Origin of the sequence: uncultured Bradyrhizobium sp. (assembly GCF_947648125.1) — a bacterium.
Lineage (GTDB): Bacteria > Pseudomonadota > Alphaproteobacteria > Rhizobiales > Xanthobacteraceae > Bradyrhizobium.
Map to the genome: position 1 here is coordinate 210619 of NZ_CANSMR010000009.1, position 15312 is coordinate 225930.

The 15312-nt window shown below is 63.8% G+C and carries 16 protein-coding genes; 8 read left to right on the plus strand and 8 right to left on the minus strand.

All coding sequences use genetic code 11. The features are described 5' to 3' along the window. Positions 1 to 9: 9 nt before the first annotated feature. The 5 genes from Q0030_RS18680 to Q0030_RS18700 all read left to right on the plus strand — a co-directional run bounded on the left by Q0030_RS18680 (position 10) and on the right by Q0030_RS18700 (position 3735). A complete protein-coding gene (locus Q0030_RS18680; RefSeq protein ID WP_298369993.1) occupies positions 10 to 738 on the plus strand; it encodes a phosphorylase in 729 nt (242 codons plus the stop codon). Between the two features lie 399 nt (positions 739 to 1137). Further along, entirely contained in the window at positions 1138 to 1782 is a 645-nt protein-coding gene (locus tag Q0030_RS18685; protein WP_298369995.1) for a TetR/AcrR family transcriptional regulator, read from the plus strand. Then, the gene (locus tag Q0030_RS18690; RefSeq protein ID WP_298369998.1) at positions 1779 to 2333 is read left to right on the plus strand and encodes a hypothetical protein; all 555 of its coding nucleotides are present in this window, start codon (positions 1779 to 1781) and stop codon (positions 2331 to 2333) included. The genes Q0030_RS18685 and Q0030_RS18690 overlap by 4 nt, the downstream gene beginning before the upstream one ends. Beyond that, positions 2249 to 2839, plus strand: a complete 591-nt coding sequence (locus Q0030_RS18695) for a class II aldolase/adducin family protein (RefSeq protein WP_298370001.1) — start codon at positions 2249 to 2251, stop codon at positions 2837 to 2839. The genes Q0030_RS18690 and Q0030_RS18695 overlap by 85 nt, the downstream gene beginning before the upstream one ends. Continuing rightward, the gene (locus Q0030_RS18700; RefSeq protein ID WP_298370004.1) at positions 2836 to 3735 is read left to right on the plus strand and encodes a DUF2520 domain-containing protein; all 900 of its coding nucleotides are present in this window, start codon (positions 2836 to 2838) and stop codon (positions 3733 to 3735) included. Before Q0030_RS18695 ends, Q0030_RS18700 begins: the two co-directional genes overlap by 4 nt. 70 nt (positions 3736 to 3805) lie before the next feature. On the opposite strand, the gene hpnH is transcribed toward Q0030_RS18700, so the two are convergent. Both hpnH and ispH read right to left on the minus strand, forming a co-directional pair. Then, positions 3806 to 4966, minus strand: coding sequence for an adenosyl-hopene transferase HpnH (gene hpnH, locus Q0030_RS18705; protein WP_298370007.1), 1161 nt, complete (start codon positions 4964 to 4966; stop codon positions 3806 to 3808). A gap of 46 nt (positions 4967 to 5012) precedes the next feature. After that, complete coding sequence (ispH, locus tag Q0030_RS18710) at positions 5013 to 5939, minus strand: 4-hydroxy-3-methylbut-2-enyl diphosphate reductase (protein ID WP_298370009.1); 927 nt, start codon at positions 5937 to 5939, stop codon at positions 5013 to 5015. 453 nt (positions 5940 to 6392) lie between these two features. On the opposite strand from ispH, the gene Q0030_RS18715 reads away from it, so the two are divergent. After that, on the plus strand, positions 6393 to 9008 hold the full coding sequence (locus Q0030_RS18715; protein WP_298370012.1) for an MMPL family transporter: 2616 nt from the start codon (positions 6393 to 6395) through the stop codon (positions 9006 to 9008). 119 nt (positions 9009 to 9127) lie between these two features. Here Q0030_RS18715 and Q0030_RS18720 read toward each other — a convergent pair whose 3' ends face one another. Continuing rightward, positions 9128 to 9784 (minus strand): DUF2147 domain-containing protein, encoded by a 657-nt coding sequence (locus tag Q0030_RS18720; RefSeq protein WP_298370014.1) that lies wholly within the window; start codon positions 9782 to 9784, stop codon positions 9128 to 9130. Between the two features lie 102 nt (positions 9785 to 9886). Here Q0030_RS18720 and hpnO point away from each other — a divergent pair, with 102 nt between their 5' ends. Further along, positions 9887 to 11278, plus strand: coding sequence for an aminobacteriohopanetriol synthase HpnO (gene hpnO / locus Q0030_RS18725; RefSeq protein ID WP_298370017.1), 1392 nt, complete (start codon positions 9887 to 9889; stop codon positions 11276 to 11278). Between the two features lie 210 nt (positions 11279 to 11488). On the opposite strand, the gene Q0030_RS18730 is transcribed toward hpnO, so the two are convergent. From Q0030_RS18730 to Q0030_RS18745, 4 genes are all read right to left on the minus strand, one after another. Then, the gene (locus Q0030_RS18730; protein WP_298370020.1) at positions 11489 to 12253 is read right to left on the minus strand and encodes an anti-sigma factor; all 765 of its coding nucleotides are present in this window, start codon (positions 12251 to 12253) and stop codon (positions 11489 to 11491) included. Continuing rightward, entirely contained in the window at positions 12250 to 12807 is a 558-nt protein-coding gene (locus Q0030_RS18735; protein ID WP_298370023.1) for a sigma-70 family RNA polymerase sigma factor, read from the minus strand. Before Q0030_RS18735 ends, Q0030_RS18730 begins: the two co-directional genes overlap by 4 nt. A gap of 94 nt (positions 12808 to 12901) precedes the next feature. After that, complete coding sequence (locus tag Q0030_RS18740; RefSeq protein WP_050626217.1) at positions 12902 to 13225, minus strand: cupredoxin family copper-binding protein; 324 nt, start codon at positions 13223 to 13225, stop codon at positions 12902 to 12904. 12 nt (positions 13226 to 13237) lie between these two features. Further along, positions 13238 to 14191 (minus strand): metallophosphoesterase, encoded by a 954-nt coding sequence (locus Q0030_RS18745; RefSeq protein WP_176532574.1) that lies wholly within the window; start codon positions 14189 to 14191, stop codon positions 13238 to 13240. 251 nt (positions 14192 to 14442) lie between these two features. Here Q0030_RS18745 and Q0030_RS18750 point away from each other — a divergent pair, with 251 nt between their 5' ends. Next, complete coding sequence (locus tag Q0030_RS18750; protein WP_298370031.1) at positions 14443 to 14850, plus strand: GFA family protein; 408 nt, start codon at positions 14443 to 14445, stop codon at positions 14848 to 14850. Positions 14851 to 14958: 108 nt separating this feature from the next. Here Q0030_RS18750 and Q0030_RS18755 read toward each other — a convergent pair whose 3' ends face one another. After that, a complete protein-coding gene (locus Q0030_RS18755; protein WP_298370033.1) occupies positions 14959 to 15201 on the minus strand; it encodes a hypothetical protein in 243 nt (80 codons plus the stop codon). Between the last annotated feature and the right edge of the window lie 111 nt (positions 15202 to 15312).

The window sequence follows — 15312 nt, forward strand, 5'->3', positions numbered from 1 at the left end:
GCCGAGACCGTGGGCAGTAGAATTGATCCTCGGCCGGTATTGATCGTGACTGGATTGGTGCAGGAGGCCCGTATCGCAGCGGGTCCCGGCATGATCGTGATTTGCAGCTCGAGCGATCCGCAGCAACTGCGTGAATTGCTGGCGACGCTGGATCCGACGACCTTCCGTGGCGTGATTTCGTTTGGCGTGGCCGGCGGGCTCGATCCGTCGCTGAAGTCGGGCGACGTCGTGGTCGCGACCGAAGTGATGTCCGGCGATACCCGTTTCCTGGCCGCGTCCGCCTTGAACGAAGAGATGATCGCCAGCGCCGCGCTGAAGCGCCGCAGGATCGTCCGCGGCGGGCTTGCCGGCGTCGAACAGGTGATCGCGGCGAAGGCCTGCAAGGCCGCGCTGCGCTCGATGACGGGCGCAGCCGCAGTCGACATGGAAAGCCATATCGCGGCAGCCTATGCCGCCAAGGCGGGCGTTCCGTTCGCTGCGCTGCGCGTGATCAGCGATCCCGCGCACCGCGCGCTGCCCGAGCTCGCGAAGTCTGCGGTGAAGCCGAACGGCGACATCGATCTACGCAAGGTGCTGCGCGGCATCGTGCGCAATCCGCGGACGCTGCGGGCGCTGGTGTCGACCGGTATAGATTTCAACCGCGCGCTGCGCTCGCTACGCAGCTGCCGCGGCTTCCTGCTCGGCAACGACGTGCTGATGCCGGTGGAAGATGTTTTGATCACGGCCAAGGCGGCCTGATCCAACTGTCCCGGGCCAGGACAGCGTTGCTCGCCGCACCAAGCTCAAAACAATCAAGCTCAAAAATAAAGGCCCGATCGCATCGCGATCGGGCCTTTTGCTTTGGTGCCCGGATGATTTGGCTCGATGCCACGCAGGTCCGGGTTCGCTGCATTCAACGGGCGATTTACCGGACGTGCATTTGCCGGCTTGCGGGCTGGTGACCCTCAAGGCCTGCTCCTGCCTGCGCGGATCACTGCAAGCCTCCGACGATCACTGGTCCCTGCGAGCCCAGCCGCCGCAGCGTCCGCGGCGGTATTCGCCGTCCTGTGACCTCGGACCGCCCCGTGGATGCTTGACAGATACCGCCATTCAACAGAGTGTGAACCATGATCCTGTATTCATGAATAAAGGTTCATAATGGCAATCGCGGCGGTTCGCCTCAATCAGCTCGTCGAGACCAAGGCCCGCATTCTGGATGCCGCCAGGGAGGCGGTGGCGCTGAGTGGGTGGAAGGACGCCCAGATCGCCCTGATCGCCTCACGGGCCGGCGTGGCCACGGGCAGCGTGTATCGCTACTTCGACTCGAAGGCGGACCTGTACGCGCAGGTGCTCGCCCTGGTTTCCGAGCGCGAGGTGGCCGTTGTCGCCGCGATCGTCGAGGCGGAGGGATCCGCGTCCCAGTGTCTGGTGGACGCGATCTACACCTTCGCCGTCAGGGCGATGCGTGGCCGTCGTCTGGCCTATGCGCTGATCGCCGAACCCTGTGAACCCGAGATCGATGCGGCGCGGCTGAAATACCGGGCCGCCCTGGCCGATCAGATCGCAAGGCTGGTTCGGCGCGGCATCGCCGACGGCGAGTTCGTCGAGATCGATGCGAATGTCGCGGCATCCTGCGTGGCCGGCGCGTTCATGGAGGCGCTGGTTGGTCCCCTCGCGCCCGAAGCAGCCCCGGACTCCGACGCGGCAAAGGCGATCGCTCAGGCGATCGCGGGACTTTCCGCGCGCATGCTGTTTCGCCATCCCGCGCCTGAATTGACCCCTGTATCGAGAGTCTCCGCATGAATGCGCGTGTCCAGCCGGCTACCGCCGCGGAACCGAAAGCCAGTGCGTTCGCGACCCATGAAGTCCGCAATCAGGCGCGGCCGGCCACAGGCTTCAACGCGTTCGATGACGACCGCGTGTTGAGCGGCCAGATCGCAAGGATGGTGCCATGGGCGAAAGACAAGCTCTCTGCGCTCGGAGCCCATGCCGGCAGCGAAGCTGTGCAGGAGGCCGCGCGGCTTGCCAATGAGCACGAACCGAAGCTCTTGACCCATGACCGGTATGGCAACCGCAATGATTGGGTCGAGTTTCATCCGGCATGGCATCAATTGATGGCGCTGGCGTTCCAGAGCGAGGTCCATAGCCTCACCTGGTCGACGCGCGAGCCGCATGGCCATTTGGCGCGCGCGGCGCTGAGCTATCTCTGGAGTCAGATCGAGAGATCACGGCGTCGAGCCTCGTCAAGATCGACATCGAGGGGCGGACCTTGCTGCAGCCCGACCACGGCTACAACGTCAACGTGGCCGGCTTCTATCTGCATGCCCCGATCCATCGCGCGCGGCCCGACGTGAAGTGCGTCCTGCATACCCACACCAGGGCAGGGACCGCGGTCAGCACGCTTGCCGAAGGGCTGCTGCCGCTGTCGCAGACGGCGATGCGGTTTCACGGGCGGATCGGCTATCACGACTTCGAGGGGCCGGCGATCGACCGCGACGAATGCGACCGCGTCGTCGCCGATCTTGGCCGCAACAACGTGCTGATCTTGCGCAATCATGGCCTCCTGGTCTGCGGCAACACGATTCCGCAGGCGTTCAATGCGATCTACTGCCTGGAGCAGGCCTGCCGGATCCAGGTCGATGCGCTCGGCTGCGGCCGGCCGCTGCACGCGCCGAGCGAACTGGCGATCGACAACACGGTGACCTGCTTTGCCGGCACCGAGATCACGCTCGACAATGAGTGCGACACCAATCCGGTGCTGAATGAAGCGGTGCAAAATCTGCAAGCCGGCTACGGCTTGCTGGAATGGCCGGCGCTGCGGCGCAGGCTCGACCGCATCGACCGGAGCTACGCACAATGAGCCCGTCGCCGTCGGCGTTGCGGATCGGCTTCATCGGTGCCGGCCGCGTGGCGCAGACGCTCGCACCGGCGTTCGCCCGCGCGGATCTGAACGTCGCGGCCTTCTACAACCGCGGTCTCGATCCCGCGCAGCGTCTCGGATCCCGGGTGCCATCGGCACGGCCGATGACCGACGCGCAACAGGTCGTGGACAGCTGCGACATGGTTTTCCTCACCGTGAGCGACGACGCAATCCTGCCGGTCTGCCGCGATCTGCGCTGGGAGCCGCGTCACCGCGTGGTCCATTGCAGCGGCGCGACCGAACTGGCGGCGCTCGATCATGCGCGCTCCGCGGGCGCCGCCACCGGCGGATTTCATCCAATGCAGATGTTTGCAAATCCCGACGTCGCGCTTGAGGGGCTGCGCGGATGCACCGTCGGCATCGAGGCAGAGGGCGACTTCCGGCACGACCTTGAACGGCTCGCCACCAGCATCGGCTGCGAGCCATTGGCGCTGCCGGCCGGCGTGCGGGCGATCTATCATGCCTCGGCCTACTATGTCGGTCCGTTCCTGATCTCGCTGCTCAAGGAAGGCGTCGAGCTCTGGAAGAGTTTCGGTGCCAGCGAGGCCGACGCGCTGCGCGCCATGATGCCGCTGCTGCGCGGGACGGTCGCGGCCGTTCTCGACGGTGGCCTCGCCAACGGCATGGGTGGCTGCGTGGCACGCGGCGACGTTGGAACGGTCCTCAAGCACCTGCGGGCCCTAGACGAGCGCTTTCCCGCCTCGGGCGCGCTGTACCGCGAACTTGCGCTGCGCAATGTCCCGCTCGGGATCGAGCGTGGCACACTCAGCGCTGCGCGCGCCGCAGAGATCGAGCAGTTGCTGTTGCGAACCCGGCAAGAGCAGGCGGCATCCTGATCCAAGAAAAAGGGCCCCGGTTCGCTGAACCGGGGCCCTTCAATCTTCTGCTCTCCGCTCACATGGAGCATCAGGCGGCGGTGGAAGCCTTCGCTTGCTGCTTGGCAGTGGCGGCGGCCGCCTCGTCGCGGCGGATCTCCGAGAGCTTCTTCTGGACCTGCTCGGCGAAGATGTACTGCGCCGGACGCTGCTTCGACATGTCGATCTCCGGCGCCATCGGACCAGTGGTCTTGATGCCGCGCAGCGCGACCCACATCGCCTTCAGCGGATTGTTGATCGCAGCGGTCGCCGCGGTCGGCTCGTAACCGCAATGGGCCATACAGTCGGCGCACTTCTCATACTTGCCGGTGCCGTAGGTCTCCCAATCGGTGGTGTCCATCAGCTCCTTGAAGGTCTTGGCGTAGCCTTCACCGAGCAGATAGCAGGGCTTCTGCCAGCCGAAGATGTTGCGCGCGGGCATGCCCCAGGGCGTGCACTCGTATTCCTGGTTGCCGGCGAGGAAGTCGAGGAACAGGCCGGAATGCATGAAATTCCACTTCTTGCCCTTGCCAAGCGCAAAGACGTCGCGGAACAGCTTCTTGGTCTTGGTGCGGTTGAGGAAGTGCTCCTGGTCGGGCGCACGCTCATAGGCGTAACCCGGCGACATCGAGACGCCGACGCCGAGCTCGGTGGTGAAGTCGAGGAATTTTGCGATCTCCTCGGCCGGATGGCCGTCGAAGATCGTGGCGTTGACGTTGACCGTGAAGCCGCGCGCCTTGGCCGCCTTGATCGCGGAGACGGCGCGATCGAACACGCCCTTCTGCGACACCGCCTTGTCGTGATGGTCCTTCAGGCCGTCGAGATGCACCGAGAAGAACAAATAGGGCGACGGCTCGAACAGATCGAGCTTCTTCTCCAGCAGCAGCGCATTGGTGCACAGCGAGACGAACTTCTTGCGCGCCACGAGGCCGCGCACGATCTCGCCGATCTCCTTGTGGATCAGCGGCTCGCCGCCCGGGATCGCCACCATCGGCGCGCCGCATTCATCGGCCGCGTCCCAGCATTCCTGCGCAGTCATGCGGCGATTGAGGATCGCATCGGGATAGTCGATCTTGCCGCAGCCGACGCAGGCGAGGTTGCAACGGAACAGGGGTTCCAGCATCAGCACGAGCGGATAGCGTTTGCGGCCAAGCAGCTTCTGCTTGATCAGATAACCGCCGATACGCATTTCCTTGAAGAACGGTATAGCCATTAGACGATTTTCTTTCTGCACTTATTCAAAGGGAAGTGGGTTCAGATCAGCCCGCAGTCAGTTCGGCCGGCAGCCGGAATTCGATATTCTCTTCTCGGCCCGGAACGACCGAGACCGACACCGGTCCGATGCGCCGCAGGGCCTCGATGACATCGTCGACCAAAACTTCAGGTGCCGATGCACCCGCCGTAATGCCGACGGCCTTCGCATCCTTCAGCCAATCCGGGTTGAGCTCGCTCCCATCGGCAATGAGATAACTCGCGACACCAACCTCGGTGCCGATCTCACGAAGCCTGTTCGAGTTGGAACTATTGGCGGCCCCCACCACCAAAATGACGTCCACCAGCTTACTCAGGTCCCTTACCGCAGATTGGCGGTTCTGTGTCGCATAGCAGATATCCCTGATGTCCGGGCCTTGAATATCTGTAAATTTTGCCTGAAGGGCCGCGATAATGTCCCTGGTGTCGTCCACGGACAGCGTGGTCTGGGTGATATAGGCGACCGGAGCGTCGGCCGGCAGCCGCAATTCCGCCACATCCTGAACGCTCTGGACCAGCAGGACCGGCCCCGGAACCTGGCCCATGGTCCCCTCGACCTCGGGATGGCCGGCATGCCCGATCAGGATCAGGGCGCGGCCCCTCGATATGTACCGCTTGCCCTGGTTGTGGACCTTGGTGACGAGCGGGCAGGTGGCATTGAGCACGGGCAGGTCGCGGGCCTCCGCCTCCTCCTCGACGCTCCTGGCGACGCCATGGGCACTGAAGACGGTCACCGCCTTGGCCGGCACTTCCGACAGGTCCTCGACGAAGATCGCGCCCTTCTTCTTCAGGCTTTCGACCACGTATTTGTTGTGAACGATCTCGTGGCGGACATAGACCGGCGGGCCATACTTCTGCAGCGCGCGTTCGACGATTTCGATCGCGCGCACAACGCCCGCGCAAAAGCCGCGCGGCTGAGCAAGAAACACTTCCATAGGTGGTCCGTTACGCAAATTGCACCAATCTCATTCCATGCCCTGCGACCTTTTCGGCAACGCACTCCGCTCGGTCGGACGCCGCAACTTCAGTTGCAATGTCCGCACCATCTCAGGTCCTGCACGTGATCCGCGCCCTCAAGGGCATGGAAATACAGGGATTTGTGGCAAAAAGGTAGCGCTTCGAGCGGGTGAGCGGTCAGCGAGGTGGGAGGTTTGAGGTAATATGGTGTGGGTTTGGGGTCCTGCGACCGTCGGTCTCCCTCACTTGTTCGTCACTTTATCGCCCACTCCTGCGGTCTATACCGGCGACTCGTGGCCGTTCCTGTGTTTTGGAACCTCCTCGCCATCCCGTCGAGGAAGGTAACCAAAACAACATTAGATCGGTCCCGGGAACTCCGCTACAGAGCGGGCGTTTTCGGCCATGCTTCCCCGAGATTAGAAAGAAACGAAGTGCTGACAAATATTGTCGTCTCCGTTGTTAGGACCTGTACGCGTTTTGCCCTTCCGGTTGTCATTCTCTCGGTGCTGCTGTCGATCGGCGCCGGCTTCTACACGGCCCGCAACTTCTCGATCAACACCGACATCAACAAGCTGATCTCGCCGGATCTGGATTGGCGCAAGCGCGACAACCAGTTCGAGCAAGCCTTTGATCGCGAGCGGCTGATCCTGGCTGTCGTCGAGGCGGCGACGCCCGAGCTGACCAGCTCCGCCGCGAAGGCACTCACCGCGAAGCTGCAAGCCGACAAGAAGAACTTCGAGGCGATCACCGCGCTCGGCTCCGGCGAATTCTTCGAGAAGAACGGCTTGCTGTTCCTGCCAACCGAAGAGGTCGGCAAGGTCACGGGCCAGCTCGAATCGGCCGCGCCGCTGATCGAGATCATGGCCGGCGACCCTTCAATTCGCGGACTGACCGGCGCGCTCGAGACCGGCCTTGCCGGCGTCAAGCGCGGACAGGTCAAGCTCGACAATGCCGCGCCGCCCTTCAACCTGATCTCCGAGACCGTCGAGACCGTCCTCGCCAAGGGCAATGCGACCTTCTCCTGGCGTGAGCTCACCAGCGACAAGCCGCTGACCGATTCGGACAAGCGCGCCTTCATCGAGATCAAGCCGATCATCGACTATTCGGCGCTGGAGCCGGGCAAGGGCGCAACCGATGCGATCCGCAAGGCCGCGGCCGATCTGAAATTCCCGACCGAATATCACGCGCGCGTTCGCCTGACCGGACCCGTGCCGATCGCCAACGAGGAATACGCCACCGTGCAGGACGGTGCGATCACCAACGGCATCGGCACCGTGGTGATCGTGCTGATCATCCTCTGGCTGGCGCTGCATTCCGGCAAGATCATCTTCGCGGTGTTCGTGAACCTGTTCATCGGCCTTGCCATCACCACGGCGGTCGGCCTGATGATGGTCGGGTCGCTGAACCTGCTTTCGATCGCCTTCGCGGTGCTGTTCGTTGGTCTCGGCGTCGACTTCGGCATCCAATTCAGCGTCCGCTACCGCTCCGAGCGTTACAAGAACGACAATCTGACGCTGGCGCTGGAAAACGCAGCGCGCCGCTCGGCGGTGCCGCTGTCGCTCGCGGCGATGGCGACCGCGGCCGGCTTCCTGTGCTTCCTGCCGACCGACTACAAGGGCATCTCCGAACTCGGCAAGATCGCCGGCGCCGGCATGCTGGTGGCCTTCATCACCAGCATCACCGTGCTGCCGGCGCTGCTCGACCTGCTCAATCCGCCCGGCGAGAAGGAGCCGGTCGGCTACGCCTTCCTGGCGCCGCTCGATCACTTCCTCGAAAAGCATCGCGTCCCGATCATCGTCGGCACGATCCTGGTCACGGTCGCGGGCCTGCCGCTGCTGCATTACATGAAGTTCGACTTCAACCCGATCAATCTGCGTAACAAGCAGGCGGAATCGATCGCGACCTTCCTCGACCTGAGGAAGGATCCGAACACCGGCGCCAACGCCATCAATGTGATGACGCGCTCGGAAGCCGACGCCAAGAAGATCGAGGCCAAGCTCGAGAAGCTGCCGGAAGTGTCGCGCGTGATGTCGCTCGACAGCTTCGTGCCGGACGATCAGCCGGCCAAGCTGAAGCTGATCGCGCAGGCGGCGAAGACGCTCGGCCCCGCGCTCAACCCTGACTCGGTCGATCCGGCGCCGTCGGATCAGGAGAATGTCGAGTCGCTGAAGAGTTCGGTCGACAGCCTGCGCAGGACCGCGGGCGACGGCAAGGGGCCGGGTGCGGTTGCCGCGCGCCGGCTCGCCGACGCCCTGCAGAAGCTGGCAGATTCGAGCCAGGCCATCCGCGACAAGGCGCAGGACGTCTTCGTCGCGCCGATGAAGATCGTGTTCGATCAGCTCCGCAACACGCTACAGGCCCAGACCGTCACGCTGCAGAACCTGCCGCCGGAACTGGTCGCGAGCTGGAAGACCAAGGACGGCCTGATGCGTGTCGAGGTCGAGCCGAAGGGCGATCCCAACGACAACGACAATCTGCGCCGCTTTGCCGACGCCGTGCTCGCGGCCGAGCCGACCGCGATCGGTGGACCGGTCTCGATCCTGAAGTCGGGCGATGTCATCGTCAATGCGTTCATCCACGCCGGCATCCTGGCGCTGGTCACGATCGGCCTGTTGCTGTGGCTGACGCTGCGCCGCATCGTCGACGTGCTGATGACGCTGGTGCCGCTCCTGGTCGCCGGCATCGTCACGCTGGAGATCTGCGTGCTGATCGGACTGCCGCTCAATTTCGCCAACATCGTCGCGCTGCCGCTGCTGCTCGGCGTCGGCGTCGCGTTCAAGATCTACTATGTCACGGCATGGCGGCAGGGCAGGACAAACCTGCTGCAGTCGAGCCTGACGCGTGCGATCTTTTTCAGCGCGCTGACCACGGCGACCGCGTTCGGCAGCCTGTGGCTGTCCAGTCATCCCGGCACCGCGAGCATGGGCAAGCTGCTTGCGCTCTCGCTCGTCACTACGCTTGCGGCAGTGTTGCTGTTCCAGCCGGCGCTGATGGGCAAGCCGCGCGAGGCCCTCAAGGAAGAGGATATCGCCAACGACGTCACCTGACGCGCAGGCGATCTCCTGTCGGGTCCAGCTTGGCGGCAGGCGCCGCCGAGCCGTGATTTCAGGGATGCGCCAACGAGGCAGCTAGCGGGCTCGCGCGCGGCGTTGCCAGCTGCCCTCCGTCAATGCGTCGGTCGCACGATGTCCGGCAGCAGGCAGATATCGCCCACGACATCAGCAGACGCATTGGCGGCGCCTGGGGCATTGGCTGCCTGCTTTTGACCCGGCTTGGTGGCAGGCGGCACGGCGCCGGTGGTCTTCTGCGGCGCTGCCGATTTGGGCAGGGCGCCCTTCGCTGCCGGGCTGCCCGCGGCAGGCGGGCTGCCGGCGACGCTGACCGGGATCGGCGGACCAACGCGGGTCCAGGTCTCGCCGCCGCACAGGAAGCCCAGCACGCAGCCCTGGATCTCGAGCTGATCGGTGCCGACAGGCTTGATGGTCGAGCTGTAGAGCTGGCCGTCCTTCGCGTTGTAGACTTGGCCTTCCCACGCATCGGCGCCGGCCTTCTTCTTCATGTCGATCAGGATCGGCATGCCAAGCGTCGGCCTGCTTTGCTTCGTCGGATCAGGATTGTTCTTATCCTTGCCGCCGGGGGTTTTTTCCCAGGACACCGCACCCCACATGTTGCCATTACACTGGGCGACGCGGATGGTGGCGACACCGTCTGCGACCTTCCAGTCGCCGGTCGGGTCCGCTGCAAGTGCCGGTGATAATACGGTGGCCAAAAATAAACCTGAAAAGGCTATTGTACGCGCGAAAGTTCTTGGGCAGTGCAACATGGTCCAAACCTGTGCTTAACTAGACGATCCGAGCGGGGGTCAAAACGCCGCTAGCGAGCGTTTTAAGTTGACGAGATGGCCATCAACCGACGTATGTAACGAATGGTAAGTTCCAATTTAGACGTTTCCGAGATTTTTGTGGAGCGCGAGGGGCAGCGCGGTGCCATGCACACGCGTCACCTCAACGAGCAGCTCGTTCGCGTCCTCAAGACCATCGGCTATGACGTCGGCTTCCAGAAGGGGCAAGGCCAATACCTTTTCGATCGTCAGGGGGCTCGTTACCTCGATCTATTGAGCGGATTTGGCGTTTTTGCGATTGGTCGCAATCATCCGGACCTGCGCAAGGCGCTGAAGAGCGTGCTCGACGCCGATCTGCCGAATCTGGTGCAGCTCGACGTCTCGACGCTCGCCGGCGTGCTTGCGGAACGGCTCCTGGAATATGTCCCATATCTGGACAAGGTGTTTTTCGCCAATTCCGGCGCCGAAACCGTCGAAGCGGCGATCAAGTTCGCGCGCGGCGCCACCGGCCGTCCCGGTATCGTCTATTGCGGGCATTCGTTCCACGGCCTGTCCTACGGCGCGCTGTCGCTGACCGATGATACGAATTTCCGCAGCGGCTTCGAGCCACTGCTGCCCGGCTGCACCGCGATCCCCTACAACGATCTCGAGGCGCTCGAAAAAGCGCTGTCGTCGCGCCAGGTCGGCGCATTCATCGTCGAGCCGATCCAGGGCAAGGGCGTCAACATGCCCACCGACGAGTTCCTGCCCGGCGCTCTGGCGCTGTGCCGTAAATACGGCACGCTGTTCATCGCCGACGAGATCCAGACCGGCATCGGCCGCACCGGCAAGTTCCTCGCGATCGAGCATTGGGGCATCGAGCCCGACATGGTGCTGCTGGCGAAGGCGCTGTCCGGCGGCCACGTACCGATCGGCGCGCTGCTGACGCGCAAGAACATCTTCGACAAGATCTTCAACCAGATGGATCGCGCGGTCGTGCACGGTTCGACCTTCGCCAAGAACGATCTGGCGATGGCTGCCGGTATTGCCACGCTCGATGTCATCAAGGCCGAGAAGCTCGTCGAGAACGCCGCCAAACGCGGCGCCGAGCTCCGCCTTGCGCTGACGCGCATGGTGCCCGGCTATGAGCTGATGAAGGAAGTCCGCGGCAAGGGCCTGATGATCGGCGTCGAGTTCGGTCCGCCGAAATCGCTGCGGCTCAAGGCGTCGTGGAATCTGCTGGAGACCGCCAACAAGGGCCTGTTCTGCCAGCTGATTACGGTGCCGCTGTTCAAGGATCACAAGATCCTGACTCAGGTCGCCGGCCACGGCCTCCACACCATCAAGCTGCTGCCGCCGCTCGTGATCACCGAAGAGGACTGCAACTGGATCGAGAAGTCGTTCGACGACGTGATCGCCGGCAGCCACAAGGTGCCCGGCGCGATCTGGTCGCTCGGCAAGACGCTGGTCGACAACGCGGTGCGCAAGTCGGCGTAAGCTCGAACCTGTAGCCCGGATGAAGCGAAGCGAAATCCGGGGGGCGTTCCTTGCGAGACTGTTCCCGGATTTCGCTTCGCTTCATCCGGGCTACATGACTGTCTCGTCCGTCATTGCGAGCGAAGCGAAGCAATCCATCGCGCGGCAAGTGGAGTTATGGATTGCTTCGTCCCTTCGCTCCTCGCAATGACGAAGCGTTAGCCGCTTTGCTCAACCTTCCTTGTTCGCGTGCATCGCGCTCTCGAACTTGTCGCCGAACTCGGTCAGCTCGTCGGCGCCGAGATCGCTGACCGCCCAGTAATTCAGGCCGCGGTCGCTCCAGCGCCGGATGTTGAAGCCCTGCAAGGTCGAGATCTTCGCGGACTTCCGCTCGGTGCTCGCCGTCTGCGCCACGAACAGGTTGATGACGTGCTGGCGCCGCTTGTAGACCACCGCACCGATCTCGCGGGCGTTGACGTAGTCGAGCCGGCCGCCGATCAGGGTAAAGCCCTGCGCGGTGAGATCGATCACCGGCGGCGAGACGTCGAGCTTGCCGTTGAACCAGGGCTTGACCGTATGCTGATCGGTCGAGACCACGTCGATCAGGTGGCCGGCCTGCAGCGAGCGCAGATGTGCCGACACCACCTCGTTTTCGATGCGCTGCTCGTCGTCATTGCGCAGCACGATCGCGACGAGGCCGGTCGCGGCCATCGCCGACACGGCTGAGCCCATCGCGAAGCCGCGCAGCACCGAGCGCCGGGTCGGCGCCGCCTGCGGCTGCGGCAACGACTTCTCGATCTTGCGGCGCAGCTCGAGCGGTGCCTTGTAGCGCACGTCGCTCTCGGCGATCGCCTGGCGGATCTCCTGATACTCCTTCATCAGGGCGGCGCAATGCGCGCAACCCTCGATATGGGCTTCCACTTCGCGTGCATGGCCGGCGTCGAGTTCGCCGTCGATCAGCGCGTGGACCAGCACTTCGGCTTCCTCGCAGTTCATTTCACTTGCTCCTGTTCCGCGAGCCAGGCCGATCGCAGCATGGCGCGGGCGCGTGCGAGGCGGGACATTACGGTGCCGACAGGCACGGCGGCGACATCGGCGATCTCGCGGTAAGAAAGATTCTGAATTTCCCTGAGCACGAAGGTCTCGCGGAACGGTTCGGCGAGCGCCGCGACCAGCTTGCGCACGGTGTCGCCGTCGAACCGGCGCAGCAGCTGCTTTTCCGGTGTCTCCGGCGCCTCGTTCCACAGCGGGGTCTGATCGCCGCCCTCGGGCAGCTCCTCGACCGCGGTGGGGGCGGTCTTGCGGCGGGCATATTCGGCGCGGCAGACATTGCGCAGGATCGCAAACAGCCACGGCTTCATCGCAGGTCCACGGTAGCTGTCGAAATGCTTGTAGGCGCGCAGATAGCATTCCTGCACCGCATCTTCGGCGTCGGCGGCATCGCGCAACAAATAGCGTGCCAGGGTGTAGGCGTCGTCAAGGTACGGCAGCGCGGCTTCGCGGAAGCGCCGTGCCTTTTCGGGATCGTCTTGCGACGCGTTGACAACCATCGTGTCCTGCCCGGCATGTCGAGAGACGGCTTGTGCCCGGCCGGGGGCGGAGGGCCACCGGCCGGGCATCGCTGTGATCGTATGGGTGGTCACGTTACCCAACCTTGATACTGCCTGTCATGTGCGGATGCAGCGAGCAGAAATACTTGTACTCGCCGGGCTCCGTGAAGGTGAACGAGAAGGTGCCGTCGGTATCCATGGTCTTGGAGCGGAATTTTCCCGCACACACCACGGTGTGCGGGATGTCGTCGCGGTTGGTCCAGGTCACGGTGGTGCCGACCTTCACGTCGAGCGGGTTCGGCGCGAACGAGAAGTTGTCGATGTGGACCGCGACGTCTTCGGCGCGCGCCGCCGTGACAGGCAGCAGCATGGCGGCGACCACGGCGATACCGAAGTCGCGTCGATTGATCGAACTCATCGGTCTCGTCCCTTAGCCCTGCAACGGCGTGTCGATGATCGCCAGCGGCTGGCTGTTCTGCTTGAAGTTGATGCTGGCGACGCCGAGCATGCTGCGCAGCTTGGCATCCTCGACCTTCATCGGGCCAGGCGAGGGGGCGGCACCTGGCGCCGGCTGCGGGAAGGCCGTCGAACGCGCGGTGTGGAAGGTGACGTTGCCCTCGACCTTCTGCATCACCTGGTGGATGTGGCCGTTGAGCACGGTCACCGAGCCGAAGCCCTTGACGTATTCCAGCGCGCGGGCGCCGTCCTCGGTGCCCCAGCCCCATTGCGGATAGACCGTCCACAGCGGGATGTGGGCGAACAGCACGATCGGGGTCGACTTCGAGCGGCCCTTGAGGTCGTTCTCGAGCCATTCGAGCTGCTCGTTGCCGAGATTGCCGAGGCCGCCGCCCTTGAGGTCGACGACGTTGACGAGACCGACGAAGTGCACGCCGCCGGCGTCGAAGGAATAGTAGCCCGGACCCTTGGTGCCCTTGCCGTAACGCTCCTTGTAGAGCTTGACCTCCTCGTCGATGAAGTCGTGCTCGCCCGGCACGTAATGCACGTCGAGCTTGGCCTGCGAGATGATGCGATCGGCGTCATCGAATTCGGACGCCTTCGACAGATGCGTGATGTCGCCGGTGTGGATCATGAACGACGGCTTGACCTGCATCGCCCGGACCTTGTTGATGGCCTCTTCAAGCGTGCCGATGGCGTTCGGGTTGGCCGGCTTGTCGAAGCCGACATGGCTGTCGCTGATCTGCATGAAGGTCATGCCGGTGGTGGCTTCGGCTGCGGCCGCCGAGCCGACGATGCCGAGCGAATGCGGCACGCCGCCGGTGACCGTCCAGAGCACGCCGGTGCCGGCCCAGGTCATGCATTCCAGCACCTTGCGTCGGCTGACGCCTTTCTCTTCATCGTGGTGATCGTGATCGTGTCCGCTCATGACAAGTCTCCCATGGGCCCAGGGATTGGGTTTCCGGGGAGGTGATCGGCGGGCCTAAGGGTTTATTCCCGGGGCTTTGGAGGGGGTTGAGGGCCGGGATGACGACTTCGTGAGAGCCGGAAAGCCGGCCGTCTCATGAGCGGCCACACGGCCGGCGCGACAGGTGGCCGCAAGGGCAAGATGCGCCATTGAAGGCTTGGGGGCGGCAACGCTATCGACTCCGGCAAACCACTGATCGGTCGGAGGAAACCATGGCTGACGTCACCGGCGGCTGTCACTGCGGCGAGATTCGCTACCAGGTGACCGGGGAACCGGTCGTCCATGCGCTGTGTCACTGCACCGATTGCCGGCGCCATGCCGGCGCGCCGATGGTCGGCTGGGTGATGGTCGCAGAAGACATGGTCAAGGCGACCAAGGGGCAGCCCAGCACCTACCGGTCCTCGGAGCATGGCCGGCGGCATTTCTGCGCGAACTGCGGCACCGGGCTTTTCTACACCAATGGCAACATGTTGCCCGGGTTCATCGACATCCAGAGCGGCACCTATGACGATCCCGATGCGGTGCCGGCCACCATGCATATCCAAGTCGCGGAGCGGCTGCGCTGGATGGAAGCGGCGCATGAGCTGCCGACCATCGAACGCTTTCCGCCGCCGGAATGACAGGCGGCCGACGAGCGCAGCGGCGCTGATGCGCGCCGCAACATGGCCATGCCCTGCAACATAGATGAACGGCCGCAACAAAGCTGTCTTGCAGCCGTCAGCATAATGTCAGCGCTCCTGCATAAGAATGGCAGACTTTATTCGCCACACCGGGAGATCTTCATGAGCGACCACGCAGGCGTTGAGCATCATCACAAGGCGGCTGAGCACCACGAGCACGCGGCGCGTCATCACCGCGAAGCCGCCAAGCACCACGAAGCCGGTGATCACCACAAGGCGGCGCATCACGCGCACAGCGCCCATGGTCACGCCAGCCATGCCCAGCATCACCAAACCGAGGCCAGCCGGCATCACGCCGAGCACCACGGCAACAACTAATAATAGTTTCAGTACTGCGTGAGTGGCTTCCGCCGTCCCCGCTAGGGGACGGCGTTTTCTTTTGGCTGGCGCTGCGCGCTGACG

Coding starts and splice junctions, on each gene's coding strand:
- Q0030_RS18720 (WP_298370014.1), bottom strand. CDS start 9,784: ATGTTGCACTGCCCAAGAACTTTCGCGCGTACAATAGCCTTTTCAGGT.
- Q0030_RS18750 (WP_298370031.1), top strand. CDS start 14,443: ATGGCTGACGTCACCGGCGGCTGTCACTGCGGCGAGATTCGCTACCAG.
- Q0030_RS18745 (WP_176532574.1), bottom strand. CDS start 14,191: ATGAGCGGACACGATCACGATCACCACGATGAAGAGAAAGGCGTCAGC.
- Q0030_RS18755 (WP_298370033.1), bottom strand. CDS start 15,201: ATGCCGGCTGGCCTCGGTTTGGTGATGCTGGGCATGGCTGGCGTGACC.
- Q0030_RS18730 (WP_298370020.1), bottom strand. CDS start 12,253: ATGAACTGCGAGGAAGCCGAAGTGCTGGTCCACGCGCTGATCGACGGC.
- Q0030_RS18740 (WP_050626217.1), bottom strand. CDS start 13,225: ATGAGTTCGATCAATCGACGCGACTTCGGTATCGCCGTGGTCGCCGCC.
- Q0030_RS18735 (WP_298370023.1), bottom strand. CDS start 12,807: ATGGTTGTCAACGCGTCGCAAGACGATCCCGAAAAGGCACGGCGCTTC.
- hpnH (WP_298370007.1), bottom strand. CDS start 4,966: ATGGCTATACCGTTCTTCAAGGAAATGCGTATCGGCGGTTATCTGATC.
- Q0030_RS18700 (WP_298370004.1), top strand. CDS start 2,836: ATGAGCCCGTCGCCGTCGGCGTTGCGGATCGGCTTCATCGGTGCCGGC.
- hpnO (WP_298370017.1), top strand. CDS start 9,887: ATGGTAAGTTCCAATTTAGACGTTTCCGAGATTTTTGTGGAGCGCGAG.
- ispH (WP_298370009.1), bottom strand. CDS start 5,939: ATGGAAGTGTTTCTTGCTCAGCCGCGCGGCTTTTGCGCGGGCGTTGTG.
- Q0030_RS18690 (WP_298369998.1), top strand. CDS start 1,779: ATGAATGCGCGTGTCCAGCCGGCTACCGCCGCGGAACCGAAAGCCAGT.
- Q0030_RS18685 (WP_298369995.1), top strand. CDS start 1,138: ATGGCAATCGCGGCGGTTCGCCTCAATCAGCTCGTCGAGACCAAGGCC.